At 30.5% G+C, this 17,780-nt stretch carries 17 protein-coding genes; 1 reads left to right on the plus strand and 16 read right to left on the minus strand.

Annotated elements, in window-relative coordinates:
• Positions 1-2: 2 nt before the first annotated feature.
• Both J2Z39_RS05085 and J2Z39_RS05090 read right to left on the minus strand, forming a co-directional pair.
• Complete coding sequence (locus J2Z39_RS05085; RefSeq protein WP_117521763.1) at positions 3-1,034, minus strand: substrate-binding domain-containing protein; 1,032 nt, start codon at positions 1,032-1,034, stop codon at positions 3-5.
• A 151-nt stretch (positions 1,035-1,185) separates the two neighbouring features.
• Entirely contained in the window at positions 1,186-2,550 is a 1,365-nt protein-coding gene (locus tag J2Z39_RS05090) for a uracil-xanthine permease family protein (protein WP_117521764.1), read from the minus strand.
• Between the two features lie 222 nt (positions 2,551-2,772).
• Between J2Z39_RS05090 and asnA the strand changes: the two genes are divergently transcribed.
• A complete protein-coding gene (gene asnA / locus J2Z39_RS05095; protein ID WP_117521765.1) occupies positions 2,773-3,786 on the plus strand; it encodes an aspartate--ammonia ligase in 1,014 nt (337 codons plus the stop codon).
• Between the two features lie 57 nt (positions 3,787-3,843).
• Here the strand turns inward: asnA and recQ are convergent, their stop codons facing one another.
• The 14 genes from recQ to srtB form a co-directional block, all read right to left on the minus strand.
• Entirely contained in the window at positions 3,844-5,661 is a 1,818-nt protein-coding gene (gene recQ / locus J2Z39_RS05100; RefSeq protein ID WP_209814069.1) for a DNA helicase RecQ, read from the minus strand.
• A gap of 34 nt (positions 5,662-5,695) precedes the next feature.
• Positions 5,696-6,886, minus strand: a complete 1,191-nt coding sequence (locus tag J2Z39_RS05105) for a DUF4097 family beta strand repeat-containing protein (protein ID WP_209814070.1) — start codon at positions 6,884-6,886, stop codon at positions 5,696-5,698.
• Entirely contained in the window at positions 6,876-7,289 is a 414-nt protein-coding gene (locus tag J2Z39_RS05110) for a hypothetical protein (RefSeq protein WP_209814072.1), read from the minus strand. Before J2Z39_RS05110 ends, J2Z39_RS05105 begins: the two co-directional genes overlap by 11 nt.
• Positions 7,282-8,025 carry a tRNA pseudouridine(38-40) synthase TruA gene (gene truA / locus J2Z39_RS05115; RefSeq protein ID WP_117521769.1) on the minus strand — a complete coding sequence of 248 codons (744 nt, stop codon included), beginning with the start codon at positions 8,023-8,025 and terminating at the stop codon, positions 7,282-7,284. Before truA ends, J2Z39_RS05110 begins: the two co-directional genes overlap by 8 nt.
• A complete protein-coding gene (locus tag J2Z39_RS05120; protein WP_117521770.1) occupies positions 8,019-8,816 on the minus strand; it encodes an energy-coupling factor transporter transmembrane component T family protein in 798 nt (265 codons plus the stop codon). The genes truA and J2Z39_RS05120 overlap by 7 nt, the downstream gene beginning before the upstream one ends.
• Positions 8,809-9,666, minus strand: a complete 858-nt coding sequence (locus J2Z39_RS05125; protein ID WP_117521771.1) for an energy-coupling factor transporter ATPase — start codon at positions 9,664-9,666, stop codon at positions 8,809-8,811. Before J2Z39_RS05125 ends, J2Z39_RS05120 begins: the two co-directional genes overlap by 8 nt.
• A complete protein-coding gene (locus tag J2Z39_RS05130) occupies positions 9,663-10,484 on the minus strand; it encodes an energy-coupling factor transporter ATPase (RefSeq protein ID WP_209814074.1) in 822 nt (273 codons plus the stop codon). Before J2Z39_RS05130 ends, J2Z39_RS05125 begins: the two co-directional genes overlap by 4 nt.
• 8 nt (positions 10,485-10,492) lie before the next feature.
• Entirely contained in the window at positions 10,493-11,908 is a 1,416-nt protein-coding gene (locus J2Z39_RS05135) for a L,D-transpeptidase family protein (RefSeq protein WP_245325700.1), read from the minus strand.
• 15 nt (positions 11,909-11,923) lie between these two features.
• Positions 11,924-13,051 carry a THUMP domain-containing class I SAM-dependent RNA methyltransferase gene (locus tag J2Z39_RS05140; RefSeq protein ID WP_209814076.1) on the minus strand — a complete coding sequence of 376 codons (1,128 nt, stop codon included), beginning with the start codon at positions 13,049-13,051 and terminating at the stop codon, positions 11,924-11,926.
• A gap of 98 nt (positions 13,052-13,149) precedes the next feature.
• Entirely contained in the window at positions 13,150-13,965 is an 816-nt protein-coding gene (locus J2Z39_RS05145) for an alpha/beta hydrolase family protein (RefSeq protein ID WP_209814078.1), read from the minus strand.
• Positions 13,965-15,347: an NAD(P)/FAD-dependent oxidoreductase gene (locus J2Z39_RS05150; protein ID WP_209814080.1), complete on the minus strand. Its 1,383-nt coding sequence runs from the start codon at positions 15,345-15,347 to the stop codon at positions 13,965-13,967. Before J2Z39_RS05150 ends, J2Z39_RS05145 begins: the two co-directional genes overlap by 1 nt.
• Positions 15,348-15,413: 66 nt before the next feature.
• Positions 15,414-15,959: a TIGR01440 family protein gene (locus tag J2Z39_RS05155; RefSeq protein WP_117521776.1), complete on the minus strand. Its 546-nt coding sequence runs from the start codon at positions 15,957-15,959 to the stop codon at positions 15,414-15,416.
• Between the two features lie 92 nt (positions 15,960-16,051).
• Positions 16,052-16,957 (minus strand): DNA-3-methyladenine glycosylase family protein, encoded by a 906-nt coding sequence (locus J2Z39_RS05160; RefSeq protein WP_209814172.1) that lies wholly within the window; start codon positions 16,955-16,957, stop codon positions 16,052-16,054.
• Positions 16,954-17,745: a class B sortase gene (srtB, locus tag J2Z39_RS05165; protein WP_117521778.1), complete on the minus strand. Its 792-nt coding sequence runs from the start codon at positions 17,743-17,745 to the stop codon at positions 16,954-16,956. The genes J2Z39_RS05160 and srtB overlap by 4 nt, the downstream gene beginning before the upstream one ends.
• Positions 17,746-17,780 lie beyond the last annotated feature (35 nt).

Consider the following 17,780-nt stretch of genomic DNA (forward strand, 5'->3'; position numbering starts at 1 on the left):
TTCTAGTTAAGGTCTCCTGTATTTGTGATTTCACCAGAGAAGATTTGTTTTAATTGATCTATTGTTAGATCTTCAACTTTACTGTCTTTATTTACTATAACAGCAATACCATCTGTTGCGATAACTTCTGGTTTAAGAGTTTCTTTTTCTTCATCTTCAAGCTCTCTTGAAGCCATAGCTATATCTGCTGCATCATCTGTTACAGCTTCAATACCTGCAGAAGATCCTGTTGATTGGATTTCAATTTTAACATCTGGATTAAGAGATTGGTAAGCTTCAGCAAATTTTTCCATTAATGGAGTAACTGATGTAGAACCTGCAACTGTAAGATTACCGCTAAGTCCATCTGCTTTTTCATAAGCTTTTGTATCACTTAATGGAACATATCCTTCAGCTTTAACAATATCTTGAGCTTCTGTTGATAGACAATAATTTAAGAAGTCTTTTCCTAAATCATTAAGTTTATCTTCTTTGTAAGCAAGGTTAAATGGTCTAGATATTTTATAATCACCAGAAACTATATTTTCCTCTGTTGCTTCTACTCCTTCAACCTTTACAGCTTTAACAGTATCATTTAAAGAACCTAAAGAAATATATCCAATTGCATCTGGATCAGAAGATACTGTTGTCATTACACCGTTTGTAGAATTTTGAACTTCTGCATCTACTGTTGTGTGGTCTTCTTTTGTTCCATCATCATTTTTTTCTTCAAGGCCAACTAATTCGATGAATGCTCCCCTTGTACCAGAACCTTCTTCTCTTGAAACTACTACAAAATCGTAGTCTTCGGCATCTGCTGTACTATCTTTATCTTTGTCTTCATCTTTTTTGTCGTCAGCTTTATCATCAGTTGTTGCATCATCTTTTTTTGAATCGTCTTTGTCTGCATCATCTGTTGTAGCTTGATTATCTGTAGTTTCTGTAGCAGCTTTATCATCTGCTTTGTTGTCTTTTGCGTTGTCATTACCACAAGCAGTTAATACTAATCCTAGTGAAAGTGCTGCTGCAATAATCTTTGAATTTTTAAGTGTCATGAAAAATCTCCTTATAATTTTCATATATTTGTTTTCTTTAAGTATATTACACTTACTTTATTTAGTTCATTTTAAACTTATGTAAAGTTTATGTAAAATATACCCCTTACTACATTATCTATATACCCGCTAGATCAATTATAAACACAATTTAATTTTTTATTTGTTTATCTTCTTCTTTTTCAGGTATTAATATGTTCATAAAAAATGCAAATAAAGTTGTAAGCACTACTGGAGATGAGCCTATTGCTACTTCTAAAGATTCTGGCATAAATGTAACTCCTGCATTATGAGCTCCTGATACTACTTGAGTAAATCCAAAACCAATAGCAATAGAAACACCTACTATATAAGTATTTCTCATAGAAAGTGGCTGGCTAGTTATCATCCTAATACCATTCATTGTTATAGCAGCAAAGACAGATAAAGTTGCTCCTCCAATTACAGGATATGGAATGGTTAATAATAATGATGAAAATTTAGGTACAAGCCCTGCAATTAATATCATAATAGATGCAGTGGTAAATACCTTTTTATTAATTACCTTATTTATAGAAACAATTCCAGCATTTTGTGAAAATGTTGCTGTTGGTAAAGTTCCAATGAATGCTCCAATAATGTTAGCTAAAGAAAATCCAATTATACCACCACGAAGCTCATCACTTGTAGCAGGTCTGTCCATACCCCCTATAGTAGTAGAATTCATATCACCAATTCCCTCAATACAGCTGACAATGAATATTATAATAAATGCTGCTATAGCTGATGGTTCAAATTTAATTCCAAAATACATTGGTCTAACTACAGAAAACCATGAAGCTTCACTTACTGGTGTTAAATTAACGTAACCCATAAAATAAGCAAGTATATAACCTACTATCATAGATAATAAAACTGAGGCAAGGGAAACCATACCTTTACCGAAATGAGTAAATATTATATTAGCTAATAAAGTTACACCTGCAATAAACCAATATTGCCATGCTCCCCAACCAGGCATACTTAAATCTCCTCCACCGCCCATATAATTAAGAGCAACAGGATATAGGGATAAACCTATTGATAAAACGACAGTACCTGCAACTAAAGGTGGAAAATATGGTAATACATATTTTAGAGCATAGCCAAAAATCATAGAAACAACAGCTGCAATTAATTGAGCTCCAAGTACTATTGCTACAATATTTTTAGCTCCCAAAGATTCAAATTGACCAGCAAGAGCTATCATAGTTGGAACATAAGAAAAGCTTACACCATAAATCATTGGCAGCTTATTTCCTATAAGTCTTGCAGGACCAAAAAGAATTAATAAAGTTGTAAGAGCAGATCCTATAAGTGACATCTGAACCAAAAGAATAGAATCAGCATTATCAAGACCTGCAGCACCAGCGAAAATTAATGTAGGTGCTATACACCCGGCAATCATAGCTATTAAGTGTTCAAAAGCAAGAGGTAGAGATTGTTTTAAGCTAACATCTCCATTCACATTGAATAAATTAGAATAATTATTTTCCATACTCTCTCCTTAATAATATTCTCTAAATATTTAGTAACAATTTAACTAAATAACTTCCGTAAGAAATTATGTTTTTATTGTAATACAAGATTACAAGTTATTTTTTATAAAACTTGGGGTTTTAAAAAATTAAGATAAATATATATTGGCAGGGAACGTTATCCTTGACATAAATTATGAAAAAATTATAATTTATAAGAATACTTAGAAAACGAGGCATAAATGTATAATATTAAATCACCAGAAGGTTATAAATCTAGCACAGATTTATATACTACACAATTATTAATAAAAGAAATAAAAGATTATTTTCAAATCAACTTGGCTAATAACTTAAACTTAAAAAGAGTTAGTGCGCCATTATTTGTATCAATAGAATCTGGACTCAACGATAATTTAAACGGATACGAAGGTCCTGTTACATTTGATGTTCCAAATGCAGGAGGAGAAAATTTAGAGATTGTACACTCCCTTGCTAAATGGAAAAGATACGCACTTAAAAATTATGACTTCAAAGTTCATGAAGGGCTATACACAGATATGAACGCTATAAGACGTTGTGAAAATCCTGATAATACACATTCATTTTATGTTGACCAATGGGATTGGGAACTCATTATAAGCGAAGAAGATCGCAATGAAGAATATCTTAAAAGAGTTGTAGATATAATTTATAGGACATTAAAATCTCTTGATGAATATCTATGTACTTTGATACCTCAAAGACATAAGTTGTTAAAAGATCAAATTACTTTTATCACAAGTCAAGAACTTTTGGACAAATATCCGCATATTAAGGATAGTACAGAAAGAGAAAGACTTGCCGTTAAAGAATACGGTGCAATATTTTTAATGCAGATTGGTAATAGACTATCTAATGGGGAAAAACATGATAACAGAGCTCCAGATTATGATGACTGGCTACTTAATGGGGATATTATAGTTTATAACCCAATCTTAGATGATCAATTAGAACTATCGTCAATGGGAATTAGGGTAAATCCTGAAAGATTAAACGAACAATTAAAGCAATCTGATAACCTAGATAGATTAAAATACGACTATCACAGAATGCTAATAGACGGTGATCTTCCTTTAACTGTCGGTGGTGGTATAGGACAATCTAGAATATGTATGTTCTTCTTACAAAAAGCTCATATAGGAGAAGTTCAAGTTTCCTATTGGCCAGATGATTATAGAAGAGCTTTAGAAAATAAGGGAATCAATCTTTTATAAATAATAAAATAAAAAGTCTAATCCTAGCGTTAATATGCAAGATTAGACTTTTTGATTTTAATATTTTCTATTATTAATTATAAATTCAGATATTTCAGCTATAAAAATATCTCCATATTGCATGAGTTTTTTATCCCCTACACCTTTAATCTTTAAAAAATCTTCTTCAGATCTAGGCTTATAAATTGCCATATCTTTTAATGATGCATCTGAAAATATAATAAAGGGAGGTATATTTCTCTTTTTAGATAATTCAAGTCTTACTTTCTTTAAATGATTGAACAGTTCTTCATCATAATCTTCACCATCTACTATATAAGGAATTTTTTCTTTAAGATCCTCTTTCTCCCTTATAGTATAATTTACATATACTTTTGATTCTTCAAACAAAACTTCTTTTGCTTTTTCAGTTAATCTTAATATAGGATATGTACTACCACTTACTCTTATATATCCATCAGCTATTAGTGTACCTATAAGATTTCTTATATAATTTTCACTATTAGTTTTCATAATACCATAAGTCGATATATCTTTTAGATTTTTCTCACGTGAATTCTTATTATTAGCTCCCTTTAAACAATCAATTACGGTTCTTGATCCATATCTTTGGTCCAATCTATATATGCAGGATAGAACTTTCTGGCTATCGATAGTTGCATCTGTTTTTTCTACTTCATTTAGACAATTAGAGCAATTATTACAGGTATCCATTGCTTCTTGTCCAAAATATTCCAGGATAAAAGCTCTTAGACATTTGCTAGTATTTACATAATTAATTATAGTCTGTAGCTTTTCTAATTGATATTTTTTATAAGAAGGATTATTCGTTTGATTTATAAAAAATTTATTTATAATTATATCATGAGCATTATATAATAATATACAATCACTAGCTTCTCCATCTCTGCCAGCACGTCCTGCCTCTTGATAGTATGATTCCATATCTTTTGGCATATTGTAATGAATTACATAGCGAACATTACTTTTATCAATTCCCATACCGAAAGCATTAGTTGCAACTATAATCTTTTTTCTATCGTATATAAAATCATCTTGATCTTTTACTCTAGTATCCTCACTTAATCCAGCATGGTATTTACTAACATCAAGTCCTAATTTTTTTATAGACTTGTATAATTCATCTACCTTTTTTCGAGTCGAAGCATATATAATACCTGAATCATTTTCATGATCCTTTAAATATCTCTTTACAAATTTCATCTTATCTGATGGCTTTTCTACCTTAAAGGTTAGATTTTCTCTATCAAAGCCTGTCACTTTAACATAAGGCTCTTTAAGTTTAAGATTAGCTATTATATCTTCTCGAACTTCTTGAGTGGCAGTAGCAGTAAAGGCTGCTACTGGAACATTTCCAAGAATTTCATATATGCTAGGTATTAATTTATATGAAGGTCTAAAATCATGACCCCATTGACTTATACAATGAGCCTCATCTATGGCTATAAATGATACTTTTAATTCTTTTAGAAAATCTAAGAAAAATTTATTTTCAAGTCTTTCAGGAGATATATATAGAAGTTTTATATTCCCCGATCTAATTTTTCTTATACTATCAATATAATCATCATATGCTAAGCTAGAATTAATAAAGCTTGCACTTATACCGTCTTCTACTAGGGAATCTACTTGATCTTTCATCAAAGAAATTAAAGGCGATATTACTAAGGTAATGCCTTCCTTAATTAAAGCTGGTAATTGATAGCAGATTGACTTACCTCCGCCTGTAGGTAAAACTCCTAATACATCCTCACCTTTTAATATATTTGTAATTATTTCTTCTTGTCCATTTCTAAATGTATCATATCCAAAATATTTTTTTAAATTTTCATAAAGTAATTTATCATCTATCATATTTTTATAAAAAAATAATTAAGTTCTGAAGAACTTAATTATTTGTCTTTTCTTCCTTATTATTTATAGAATAGTCAGCTTGACCTGATTCTTCTAATTCTTCTTCAATATCTTCATTGAGCGTTTTTTCAGCTTCGGATTGAATTTTTTGCTCCATTTCTTGTTGAGATTCTTCTTCATTTTCATGCTTACTATCAGAATCATCTCTTTTGCTCTTATTAGTTATATATTCTTCTTCTTCTAGAATAGCTCCTTCACCTTTATTAAAAATAATATCCCCTACTTTAGTCTCTAGGCTAACGTCTTTCTTAGCTTTATTATCTTTGCTAAATCCATCTTTGATGTTTCTATAAGATATATTTCCTAAGATAAAGTTTCCTACTTCAAGTCTGGCATCTATATTAAAGCTATCTATCTTATCTTTTGAATTTATTACAATATTACCTGTAGAAGTTGAAAAATCAGATTTTTGACCCAGTTTACTATCGCTTATAACTATGTCTCCTGAATTAGTTGTAAGTTTAGAATTGAGAAGCTCTGAGTTATCTAATATTATATCTCCTGCTTCATTGCTAACACTACCGCCAAAAAATGAATTGTCAAAAGTTACATGGCCACTTTTAACATTAAGGTCCAAATCTTTAACTTCAAGGTCAGTTATCTTCACATTTCCTGCTCCAATATTAGCCTTTATTTCATCCAAAGGCTCATCTTTTGGCAAGAAAATTCTAACTATTTGAACTTTATTTTTCATATTAAGCTCTTTACCTTGTATATTTGATTTTAAATTTAGCTCACCATTTTCATAAGAGACATCCACTGTATAAATATCATCTTCTCCTTTGTAAAGATGAGTATACTCTATATATGGATTTGTATTTGATCTTTGAATTCTAACATCAGCTGTTTTTAAATCAATATTGATCTTCTTAACTTGATTTAAATCCACTCTCATTATATTGGACCCATTATAAGAATCCTCATCTACAACCTGAGAAGTTTTAGATTCTCCTACATTAGAATTTTTATTTTTATTTAAAAAATATAACAAAGCAGCTAAAGCAACAACTATAATAATTCCAATAATAATTTTTATTTTTTTATCATATTTAGGGAGCTTTAATTTTCTTCTACTTTTATTATTTGTTTCACTTAATATCTCTTCAATTTCTTCATCATATTCTTCTACATTATCATTTACTTCATTATTTCTATTATCTTCCATAGTTCTCTCCACTAAACTCTAGCTTTGATGATTGTATTATTAGTAAAAATAAAGTATAAATAAATATCCATACTATATATTCTATTTTATAAACTCCATCATTAATAAATGGATGTAAAAATATCTCATAAATTTTTACTTCATCAATACCGCTTATAAAATATTGTACCATAAATAATAAACTTATTACATTATAGAAGGCTAGTATTATATTTAAGATGTGTTTAGAAAACTTTAAATTATTACTCTCTATAAAGATAATTGCTAGATAAAATACAATAGAAGTAATTATAGCAAAAGCTAAAAAATTTGCCTTTTTAACAAATAGAAATCCTAAAATAGACAAAAGAATTATTATTAAAACTTTAGCTTCATTATAAAAAAATTTTTTATTATCACTCATAATCAATACTCCATAAATAAAGTCCACAAGGACTTAAGGCTGGGTTAGCTCTATTTTCATTATCTGGTTTAAAGTAACTTTTAAAATCATTTATAGTTAGTTTCCCTCGGGATAATTCAATAAGACTTCCTACCATTATTCTTACTTGGTTATGTAAAAAGCTATTAGCCTTAAAATAAATTAAAAGCTTGTTATCTTCTTGCTGATAATAACAATTATCGATTTTCCTAACTGTATTTATATCTAAATTTTTATCAGCTCTCATAAAGGACTTAAAATCATGCTCACCCTTTAAAACTCTAAGGCCTTCTTCTAATTTATCCAAGTCTAAAGAATAAGTAATTTGTTCCATATAATTTCTGTATATAGGATGCATAACTTTATCTCTATTTATCACATACTTATAAGTTTTAGTCTTTGCTGAAAATCTAGCATGAAAAGATAAATCTACTTCTTTTGTTTCTAAAGCTATGATATCATTTGGTAAAAATGGATCTAGATGATATTTAAATGCCTTTGGATTTATATTACTAGCCGTTAAGAAATTTATGTACTGAGCATAGGCATGCACGCCAGCATCAGTTCTGCCAGCTGCTATAATCCTATTATCTTCACTTGTAACCTTATTTATTGCTTTTTTTACTTCGCTTTCCACACTTCTAAAATTTTCTTGGTATTGATAGCCATGAAAATTTGTACCATCATAGGCAATCTTTAATAAAATATTTTTCACCATAGATAATGTTTTGTGATTACTAAAACACAAAATCCGATGAATATAAAAAGTGTTAAGTAATCTTTTTTCCCCATAAATATTTCGTTTAGCTTAGTACGCTCTTCACCAATCCTATATAAACGAGCTTCCATAGCAGTTGCCAATTCATCTGATCTTTTAAATGAATTTATAAATAAAGGTACTAATAAAGGGACCATAGCAACAGCTCTATTAAAAATATTTCCTGATTCAAAGTCAGCTCCTCTTGCCATTTGTGCCATTTTTATTTTATTAGCTTCATCAAATAAGGTTGGTATAAATCTAAGGGAGATACTTATCATCATAGCTAATTCTCCAGCAGGAAAACCAAACTTTTTTAGAGGAGAAAATATTTTTTCCAATCCATCAGTCAGCTCCATTGGACTAGTTGTATAGGTCAAAACAGATGTTGATACTATAATCAAAACTAGTCTTAACACTGTAAATAGAGTCTTATAAAGTCCCTCATCAGAAATACTTAGAGATCCTATACTTAAAATAGTATTGCCAGGTGTAGTAAATAAATTTATAATTGCAGTAATAATTATTATAAATAATAAAGGTCTTAATGACTTAAAAACACTTTTAATTGGAATTTTTGCAACATATAACATTACAAACACCAAAAGTGCAAATGGAATAAATGTTATAAAGTCATCTACAAAAAATATTGTAATAATATAAGCAAAAATTCCTATTATTTTTACCCTTGGATCAAGCCTATGGATAAATGTATTGAATGGTAAGTATTGGCCTATTGATATCTTATTCATCACTAACTCCTAGATAGCTTGATAATTCTTTTACTGCTGATTCTATAGTATATATATCATCCGCTACTTCATTACCTATTTTTTTATAAGCTCTCATAAATTTTGCAATTTGAGGTATATCTAATCCTATACCTTCTAGGTCTACTTTATTAAAGGTGTCATATGTCGTAGCATCACTAAACACTTCCCCTTTATTCATAACAATGACCCTATCAACGTATTCTGCAACATCTTCCATAGAATGACTTACCAATACTATGCTCAATTCTGGATCATTATTGTAAATACTTATTATCTCAGAAAATATTTCTTCTCTACCAGCTGGGTCAAGTCCAGCTGTAAGCTCGTCTAAAACTAAAACCTTTGGATTCATAGATATAATTCCTGCAACAGCAACCCTTCTTTGTTGCCCCCCTGATATCTCAAAGGGTGATATATCTTTATATGTTTCATAGTCAAGTCCCACCTTATCCATAGCTTCCTTAACTCTTATATCAACATCTTTATCGGATAGTTTCATATTTTTAGGCCCAAAAGCTATATCCTTAGCTATAGTTTCCTCAAATAACTGATGTTCTGGATATTGAAAAACTAAACCCACTTTAAATCTGATATCTCGGCGTTTTTGTTTATCTTTGGTGCTTACCCCGTCGACAATAACTTCCCCATTACTAGGAAGCAATAATCCATTTAGCAACTGAACAAGAGTTGATTTACCTGAACCTGTTTGTCCAATAAGTCCTATAATTTCATGACTACCTATTTTTAAATTAATATCTTTAAGGGCATATACTTCACTTGGTAATCCTTCGTTGTATATATAGTCTACGTTTTTTAATTCTATATTCATATGCTCTCCAAGAATTCATCTATACTTAAAGGGAGCTTATCAAACTTTACTCCTTTTTGTTCTAGTTCATAGGCAACTTCTGTAACTTGTGGAACAGTAAGTCCTAATTTCTTCATATCACTAACTTTGGAAAATACTTCTCTTGCACTTCCTTCAAGAGCCTTTTTACCTTTATCTAAAACCACTATTTTATCAGCAATAATTGCCTCTTCCATATAATGAGTAACGTATATTATAGTTTTATTATGATTCTTATTTAGCTCTTCAACTAGCTTTATAACATCCTTACGACCTTTAGGATCAAGCATGGCTGTTGGCTCGTCAAAGATTATATACTCACTCATCATAGCAACTACGCCTGCTATAGATACTCTTTGCTTTTGACCACCTGATAAGTTCGCTGGATTTCGCTTTTTAAAATCACTCATACCTACAAGCTCTATAGCACTATTTACTCTTTGTCTTAATTCAGGATTAGGAACTCTAAGATTTTCCACACCAAAGGCAACCTCTTCTTCTACTGTAGTGGCAACCATTTGGTTATCAGGATTTTGAAACACCATAGAGCATTTTGCACGATAATCCCAAATATTTTCTTCATCTTTGCTGTTTAAGTCATCTAACCATATATCACCTGCACTAGGAAAAATTTGAGCATTTATCAACTTGCCTAGAGTTGATTTTCCAGAACCATTATGACCAAGAATCGCTACAAAATCTCCTTTATTTATTGCAAGGTTAAGACCATCTATTGCAAGATGGCCTTCATTTCCTTCTTCTGATGGATATCTATAACTTAAATTTTCTATCTTTATCATAATTTTCCCTAGTATACCATAGCTGGTGAATTATTTGTACTTGATTCGTAAACTACAACTGGTGTAAGAGGATCTACATTCTCAAATAAAGCTCTTGCAGAAGATGGAGGTAGGTTAAAGCATCCATGTGATCCTTTAGTAAGATAAATACTTCCGCCAAAGCTAGATCTCCATGGAGCATCATGGAAGCCTTCGCCATCCCATCCTATTGGCATCCAATAGGCAACTGGTGTTTCATAAGATGTAACTCCATCAAAATTAGTTCCTCTGAGCTTGGTATTTTGAGCTTTGCTTAAAATTTGTCCAACACCTACATTGCTTGCCCAGTTATTTGTAGGTCTTCCTGATACAAAGTCAGATTCTAAAACAACATTTCCATTCTTGTATAGCCACAAGTGTTGACGAGATATATCTACTTCTACGTAAGTATCTCCTATATCTTCTCCTGTATCAGTTCTTACATAGGCAATATTAGCATAAACTGGTTCAATTGTTCCGCTTTTTCTAGAATTTACTTGCTCATAAATCTTATCAATCATTCCTTCATGATCTAATTTAAATCCATAAACTCCAGGGCCCACAACTATTTCTCCTATACCTGTTGCATTAAATTTACGATTTTTCCCATAGGTATCTGTTTCACTTGCAAGCATATTTACATATTCACTTACTTTATCATAATTTAATTCAAATCCATCTTCCCCTAAATCAATAAGATCCATGAGTGAATCACCCTCAAGCTTAAAATCAAAACCATTAAAATTGAATTTAATAGACATGTCTTCTAATTTATGAGAATCAGCAAGTATATCCTTAATTTTTTGAGAATCTTTCCTAACTTCAGGACTTATATAATAACTGTCATCTAATTTTAATTCTTTTTCTTTTGTGTTTATGCTATCTATAATTGATTCTTTTAACTTATTTTTATCTACCTTATTACCTTCAACTTCATCTTTTATAACATACTTACCGTTTTTAGATACTACCTTGGCATTTTCTGGCTCTGTTATGCCGTTTACTAATTCAGAATCATTTACTAACTTATCAAGTTTTTCTTTGTTGTATTCAATTTTTGGTTCAAAATTATATTCTTTTTTCGAATTAGATATCAAAGCCTTAGGCCAAGTAAAAGGATTTTGATCTATAGTTGCATCTTTTGGTAGTTCTGAATAATAATCTATATCAGCTGGACTTATAGTAAGATTTCTACCATCACGCCCCTTAACAGATAATCCAAAATCATCAGGTACACTTGCTAAAGCGGCAGATTTTGACGCATAAGAAATATCCTTCCCATTAAGAATAGTTCCAGGAAGCGCTACATATGAAAAAATTACAGTCCCTATTAAATAGATAGCAATTATTACTGAAACAATTATAATACCAGTGTGTTTTTCTGTGTTATTCTCTTTTGAATCCAATACTTTCCTCCGTATCTAGTTTTTGCTTGGTTTCTTACCATAATATTGATAAAAATCTACTTTTTGTCCACCATTATAAAGCTTACGCTTCTTAGAAAGTTTTTTTCTAAATCTTCTATCAAAACTTTCATCACTTGTTATAAAGTATAAAGACCAAGTTTCTTTACTCTTAAATATGTGATTTATCTTTTCATAAATCTTATTTGTATCAAAGTCTGATAATCTTTGTCCATAAGGCGGATTTGTTATAAGTATGCCATAATCATCTTTTAATGCAACTGATGAAATATCTCGTGTTATAAAAGAAATATCTTCTTCTACTCCAGCGTTCATGGCATTATTTTTAGCAAGACTTATAGCTCTACCCGAAACATCCGAACCTAGAATGTTTAGCTTTTTATCATAATCTATAGCTTCCATAGCTTCCTTTTTTGCCATCTTATGATAATTATCATCTATAAAAATAAATTCTTGATAGTCAAAATATCTATCAATTCCTGGAGCTATATTTCTAGCCTTTCTTGCAGCTTCTATTAAGATAGTTCCAGATCCACAAAATCCATCAAATAAAAACCTATCAGGATTATAAAAAGATAAATCTACCAAAGCAGCTGCAAGATTTTCTCTCAAAGGTGCTTTTACACTATCTTCCCTATAGCCTCTTTTATGCAGGCCTTCTCCAGATGTATCGACAGTAACTTTTGTCGTGTCTTTATTTAGCATTATCTCTACCACGACTTTTTCAGCTGATTTAGTAAAATAATTTACCTTATACTTTTTTTGCATAGATTCTATGATAGCTTTCTCACTAATAGACTGAATAGTCCTAAGTGAATAAAGTTTTGACTTATAAGATCTTGCATTTACTATAAAATTAGCATCTTTCGATAGAAAATCAGGCCAATTTATAGCTTTTATTCCTTCAAAAAGTTGATCAAAATCTTTAGACTCAAAAGAACCTATTTCTAAATATACTCTGTCAGCTTCTCTAAGATTTATATTAAGTTTTGCTATATCCGATAGATTTGCCCTAAGCTCTATCATTCCATCACTAACTTTAAAGTCATCGTATCCCATATCTTGTAATTGTCTTTTTACAAGTGCTTCAAGACCAAAGCTAGTGGTAATCAATAATTTAACCATAATTTTATTATAACTTTAAATATATAAATTTCATCTTAACTTTAATAATATTTTTTAAAAAACAAATAATTTAAAAGCCACTTAAAAGTGGCTTATTTCTAATTTTCTTCTAAGAATTTATACATCTTATCAAACATTATCATCCTATGGTCATAGTTTTTAAACGAATGATCAGCTCCCTCTATTTGTTCATATATAGAATGTGGATAAGATTCATTTAGTTTGACATTTGCATCATTAAATACTAATTCATCATCAGTTCCTCTAATTATAAGAACATTGCCCTGGTATTTACTAGCTTGACCGTAAATATCTTTTTTTATAAAGTCTATTAAAAAATTTTTACTTAATTTGGCTCCACCTATATCTACATCATCCATTTCATGAACTTTTTTTATTACAGTTAATAGATCTGTGTCTTCACTTGTTTGACTATTATCAAAATATGACGTTGCAGCTACTTTTATATAATCAAGATTATTCATATCACTAGCTGGAGCTAATAATACCATAGCTTTTGGCTTAACCTTATCTGCAATAAGAGTAGATATTACACCACCCAAGGAATGACCTACTAGGTAAATTCTATTTCTATCTACGTACTCTCTTAACCTTGTAAAATCATAAATCATTACAGCTTCTTCTACTTCACGACTTACAGTCATATCATAAAAATCACCATCTGACTCATTAGTTCCTGAAAAGTCAAATCTAACTACTACATATCCTCTATCTGTAAGGTATCTAGCATTTTGACTTCTCATCCATGTAGAACCATTTCTATCGCCACCAAAACCATGATACATAATAACAGTTGGATATTTTTTAAGAGCATCAAAATTGTCCGGAGTATTGACAACTCCTCTTAAGGTAATTCCATCTTTTTTTGTTATTTGCTCATAAATATAATTCATTAATTATTTTCTCCATTAATAATCCTAGCCATTTCGACTCCTGACGCGGATGCTTGTGATAGGGAATGGGTTACTCCTGAACCATCTCCTAGACAATATAATCTTTTTTGAGAGGTTTCGAATCTCTCATTAACATCTACTACTGAATTATAAAATTTCACTTCTATACCATATAAAAGTGTATCATCATTTGCCATACCTGGGGCGATTTTATCTAGTTGATATATCATTTCTATAATATCATCAAGTTGTCTTTTAGGCATGACTAGAGATAGATCTCCTGCAGTAGCATTTAATGTCGGGGTAGTAAATGATTTTGCCATACGTCTTTCGGATGAACGTCTACCTTTTACAAGATCTCCAAATCTTTGCATTAATACACCACCACCTAGCATATTAGAAAGTCTTGCTATTGACTCTCCATATTCATTAGAATCTTCAAATGGTTCTGTAAATCTATTTGTAACTAGTAGAGCAAAATTTGTGTTATTAGTTTGTAAAGCTGGATCTGTATACGAATGACCATTTACTGTTAAAATGCCATTTGTATTTTCTGTTACAACATGACCATAAGGATTCATACAAAATGTTCTAATAATATCATTGTATTGCTTAGTTTGATACATGATCTTTGCTTCATATACATCATCTGTTATATGCTTAAATACTTCTGCAGGAACTTCTACACGAACACCTATATCTACACGATTTTTCTTTGTATTTATATTAAATTTATCACAAATCTTTGATATCCATTTAGATCCCGAACGACCTGCAGCTAAGACTAAATCCTTACAAGAAAAAACTTCCCCATCATCAGTTTTCACTGCATATTCATCACTTGAATAATCTACATCTACAACTTTTGACATAAATTTAAAGTCAATAATATCTTTTACATAGTCATAAATTCTTTGAAGAATAACTTTGTTGCGTTCTGTTCCAAAATGACGTACTCTAGCATCTAACAAATGAAGATCATGTTGTAAACATTTTGTTTTAAGGTCATTCCTATCTGTAGAATAAAGCTCTAAATCATTACCACCATCAAATTCCATCAAAACTGAATCTACATATTCCATAAGTTCCATCGCTTTTTTCTCACCTATGTATTGATGTAAGTCCCCTCCAAAATTGTTGGTAATGTTATACTTGCCATCTGATAGGGTACCAGCTCCACCAAATCCATACATAATGTTACATGGCTCACACCCTATACAATGATCCACTTTACCTTCTGTTATAGGACAAATTCTGCCTGCTACTTTTCTTCCCGCATCTATAACTAAAACTTTTTTATCAGTATTAAGCTTTTTAAATTCATAAGCCATAAAGGCCCCAGCTGCTCCAGAACCAACAACTATTACATCATAATTTTTCATATATACCTCTTAATTTCTATTTTTAGCCTTGAGTATTATACAGTAAAGTGTTTATAATACAAGAAGTCACTCATATACAGCACGCTGTCCACCTATTAATTTAGGACGTGATTTAAGAGCTGTGACGCGAGCTTTTCCAATATATTTTTCTTTAAGCCTTAGGGGAACTTGAACAAATCTTACATGCATGCCAATTTCAGTATCTCCAATATCTATTCCTGCATCAGCTACAATATGTTCAATCATAACGGGATTTTCCATCTTATTAAAGGCTGCAACACTCATTGCTCCGCCAGCATGGAGAGCTGGCACTACTGAAACTATTTCAAAGCTACGCTTCATCGCTAGTTCTTTTTCCACTACCAAAGCTCTATTTATATGTTCACATCCCTGTACTGCTAAATATATTTTCTTATCATTTAAAATACTTAGAAATTCTTCAATTACAGCATTTCCTATTTCTTGTGATGAATCTTTACCTATATTATCACCATTTATTTCACTTGAAGAGCCTCCTAAAACTAGTATATCTCCTTCTCTTAGATTAGCCTCTTCTATTACCTCATTTATAATATTTTTACTTGCTTTTTTTATTTCATCTAAGTTTATCATTTTACTCACTCCTTTACTATTATTATACGATTTAAGCAAAAAAATGATGCCTAAGTTTAGCAATATACCAACATAAGCACCAATATTAAAATTTATTTTCCTATTTTCTCTTCTCTACCATAATAAAATAGATACTGCTGAGCATAGCCAGCTAGATCTCCAAATATCTCTCTTGCATAATCATCCACTTGTTTTTTAGGAACCTCATGACCTATAAACAAAGTCTCCATTACTCTTTTTATCCATACATCTACAGGGAATGTTTCTCTTCTATGGTAAGTAAATAAAAGTATGCAATCACTAACCTTTGGTCCTACTCCTGGAAGTTCCATAAGTTTTTCTTTAAGATCAGCTGTTTCTAATAGTTGATCGCTTTCATAATCTAGAAATCCATCTCTTATCATTTTGCTAGCTTCTACTATCCTTACATCTCTGAATCCCACTCTTGCATATTCTCTAAGTTCTATTGGATCCACATCAGCTAAAACTTCTGGCCTAGGGAAAGAATAGTATTTATTGCCCCTATACTCTCCTATGTAATCTCCATATCTTTCACTTATAATTCTAATAGAGTTTTTAATTCTTGTTATACCGTTATTCGCAGATATTATAAAGGAAATTACTGTTTCAAATAGCTCTTGATTTAATATCCTAATTCCATAACCATATTCACTAGCTAATTTTAAAGTTTCATTACTTGATAATTCGTTCTTTATTAAATCATAATCTGTTCCAAGGTCAAAGTAGTCATAGAATATTTCATAGAATTCATCAATACTAATATTTTTTATTAAAACATCTTCGTCTCTTTGTAAAACATTTATAATTTTCCCTAAAAAAACCGCAGTATACGAACCATCTTCTTCAACTATAAAGTTAAAACATTGTCCACATTCAAATATATGGGTCGGATTAAAGGAAGGAGTTTTTAGAACTAATCCATCATCAGTTTCTTTAATATCTATGTCTTTTTTATTATCAAATTGATATCTCATTATCTCACCCTTACTGCATGTATGGCAAGTCTTTGGTCTGCATAATCATATTGACAAGTTGATAAGGTAATTATTTGATCATCTTCCTTAAAATCTTCTTTTGGAAGTACTACCTCAGAATTGCTCATAAGTTGATTAAAATATGGAATCACATCATCTCTATTCGTAAAATACAAGGTTCTATAAGCATAGTCAGCAGGTATACCATAGGCTGAGAATATCCTATACTCACGTAGTTCATCCCTTGTACAAAGATAGATAGTGGTATGCTTTTCTGCAAATTCCTGTTTTCTATATTGGTCAAGAGGAGTAAACATTGAGTTTATTTCCAAATGGTGGCCATATATAACTGTATTGTCATCATTAAAATCAGGCTTATTATTCATATCTATGAATAAAGAACCAGCAATGTCATATTCCTTACTTATACTCTTATGTAAATAAAAATCATTATCTGGACCTTGTAAAATTGGATAAGATACTCCAACGTCAGGTATATCTATAAAACCTACTATATCATCATTATTATATTTTTTCTCTAGAGCATCTATAACTTTGAAATAGTGTTTTTCTTTTTGTTTAAAAGGATCAAGAGTATTTGCTTGATTATCCTTATTATCAGAAGAACTACCCATTTCTTCGTCTTCTACTTTTTTTACTATATTTGCAATTTCTTTATTATTTTGTGAATTTGTCCTGTAATCAAGCAGTCTTTTTCCTAATATTGCTATAGATCCCAAGATTATTAGTATAAGAAAAAATCTGATGACACTCATCACTTTTGATTTCATTTTTCCACCTTTAAAATTATTATTACTATTAGTAT

Origin of the sequence: Anaerococcus nagyae (assembly GCF_017874535.1) — a bacterium.
Lineage (GTDB): Bacteria > Bacillota > Clostridia > Tissierellales > Peptoniphilaceae > Anaerococcus > Anaerococcus nagyae.

Excerpts from the sequence above, each read along its gene's own strand:
- J2Z39_RS05085 (WP_117521763.1), bottom strand. The coding sequence starts at position 1,034 with ATGACACTTAAAAATTCAAAGATTATTGCAGCAGCACTTTCACTAGGA.
- J2Z39_RS05090 (WP_117521764.1), bottom strand. The coding sequence starts at position 2,550 with ATGGAAAATAATTATTCTAATTTATTCAATGTGAATGGAGATGTTAGC.
- asnA (WP_117521765.1), top strand. The coding sequence starts at position 2,773 with ATGTATAATATTAAATCACCAGAAGGTTATAAATCTAGCACAGATTTA.
- recQ (WP_209814069.1), bottom strand. The coding sequence starts at position 5,661 with ATGATAGATGATAAATTACTTTATGAAAATTTAAAAAAATATTTTGGA.
- J2Z39_RS05105 (WP_209814070.1), bottom strand. The coding sequence starts at position 6,886 with ATGGAAGATAATAGAAATAATGAAGTAAATGATAATGTAGAAGAATAT.
- J2Z39_RS05110 (WP_209814072.1), bottom strand. The coding sequence starts at position 7,289 with ATGAGTGATAATAAAAAATTTTTTTATAATGAAGCTAAAGTTTTAATA.
- truA (WP_117521769.1), bottom strand. The coding sequence starts at position 8,025 with ATGGTGAAAAATATTTTATTAAAGATTGCCTATGATGGTACAAATTTT.
- J2Z39_RS05120 (WP_117521770.1), bottom strand. The coding sequence starts at position 8,816 with ATGAATAAGATATCAATAGGCCAATACTTACCATTCAATACATTTATC.
- J2Z39_RS05125 (WP_117521771.1), bottom strand. The coding sequence starts at position 9,666 with ATGAATATAGAATTAAAAAACGTAGACTATATATACAACGAAGGATTA.
- J2Z39_RS05130 (WP_209814074.1), bottom strand. The coding sequence starts at position 10,484 with ATGATAAAGATAGAAAATTTAAGTTATAGATATCCATCAGAAGAAGGA.
- J2Z39_RS05140 (WP_209814076.1), bottom strand. The coding sequence starts at position 13,051 with ATGGTTAAATTATTGATTACCACTAGCTTTGGTCTTGAAGCACTTGTA.
- J2Z39_RS05145 (WP_209814078.1), bottom strand. The coding sequence starts at position 13,965 with ATGAATTATATTTATGAGCAAATAACAAAAAAAGATGGAATTACCTTA.
- J2Z39_RS05150 (WP_209814080.1), bottom strand. The coding sequence starts at position 15,347 with ATGAAAAATTATGATGTAATAGTTGTTGGTTCTGGAGCAGCTGGGGCC.
- J2Z39_RS05155 (WP_117521776.1), bottom strand. The coding sequence starts at position 15,959 with ATGATAAACTTAGATGAAATAAAAAAAGCAAGTAAAAATATTATAAAT.
- srtB (WP_117521778.1), bottom strand. The coding sequence starts at position 17,745 with ATGAAATCAAAAGTGATGAGTGTCATCAGATTTTTTCTTATACTAATA.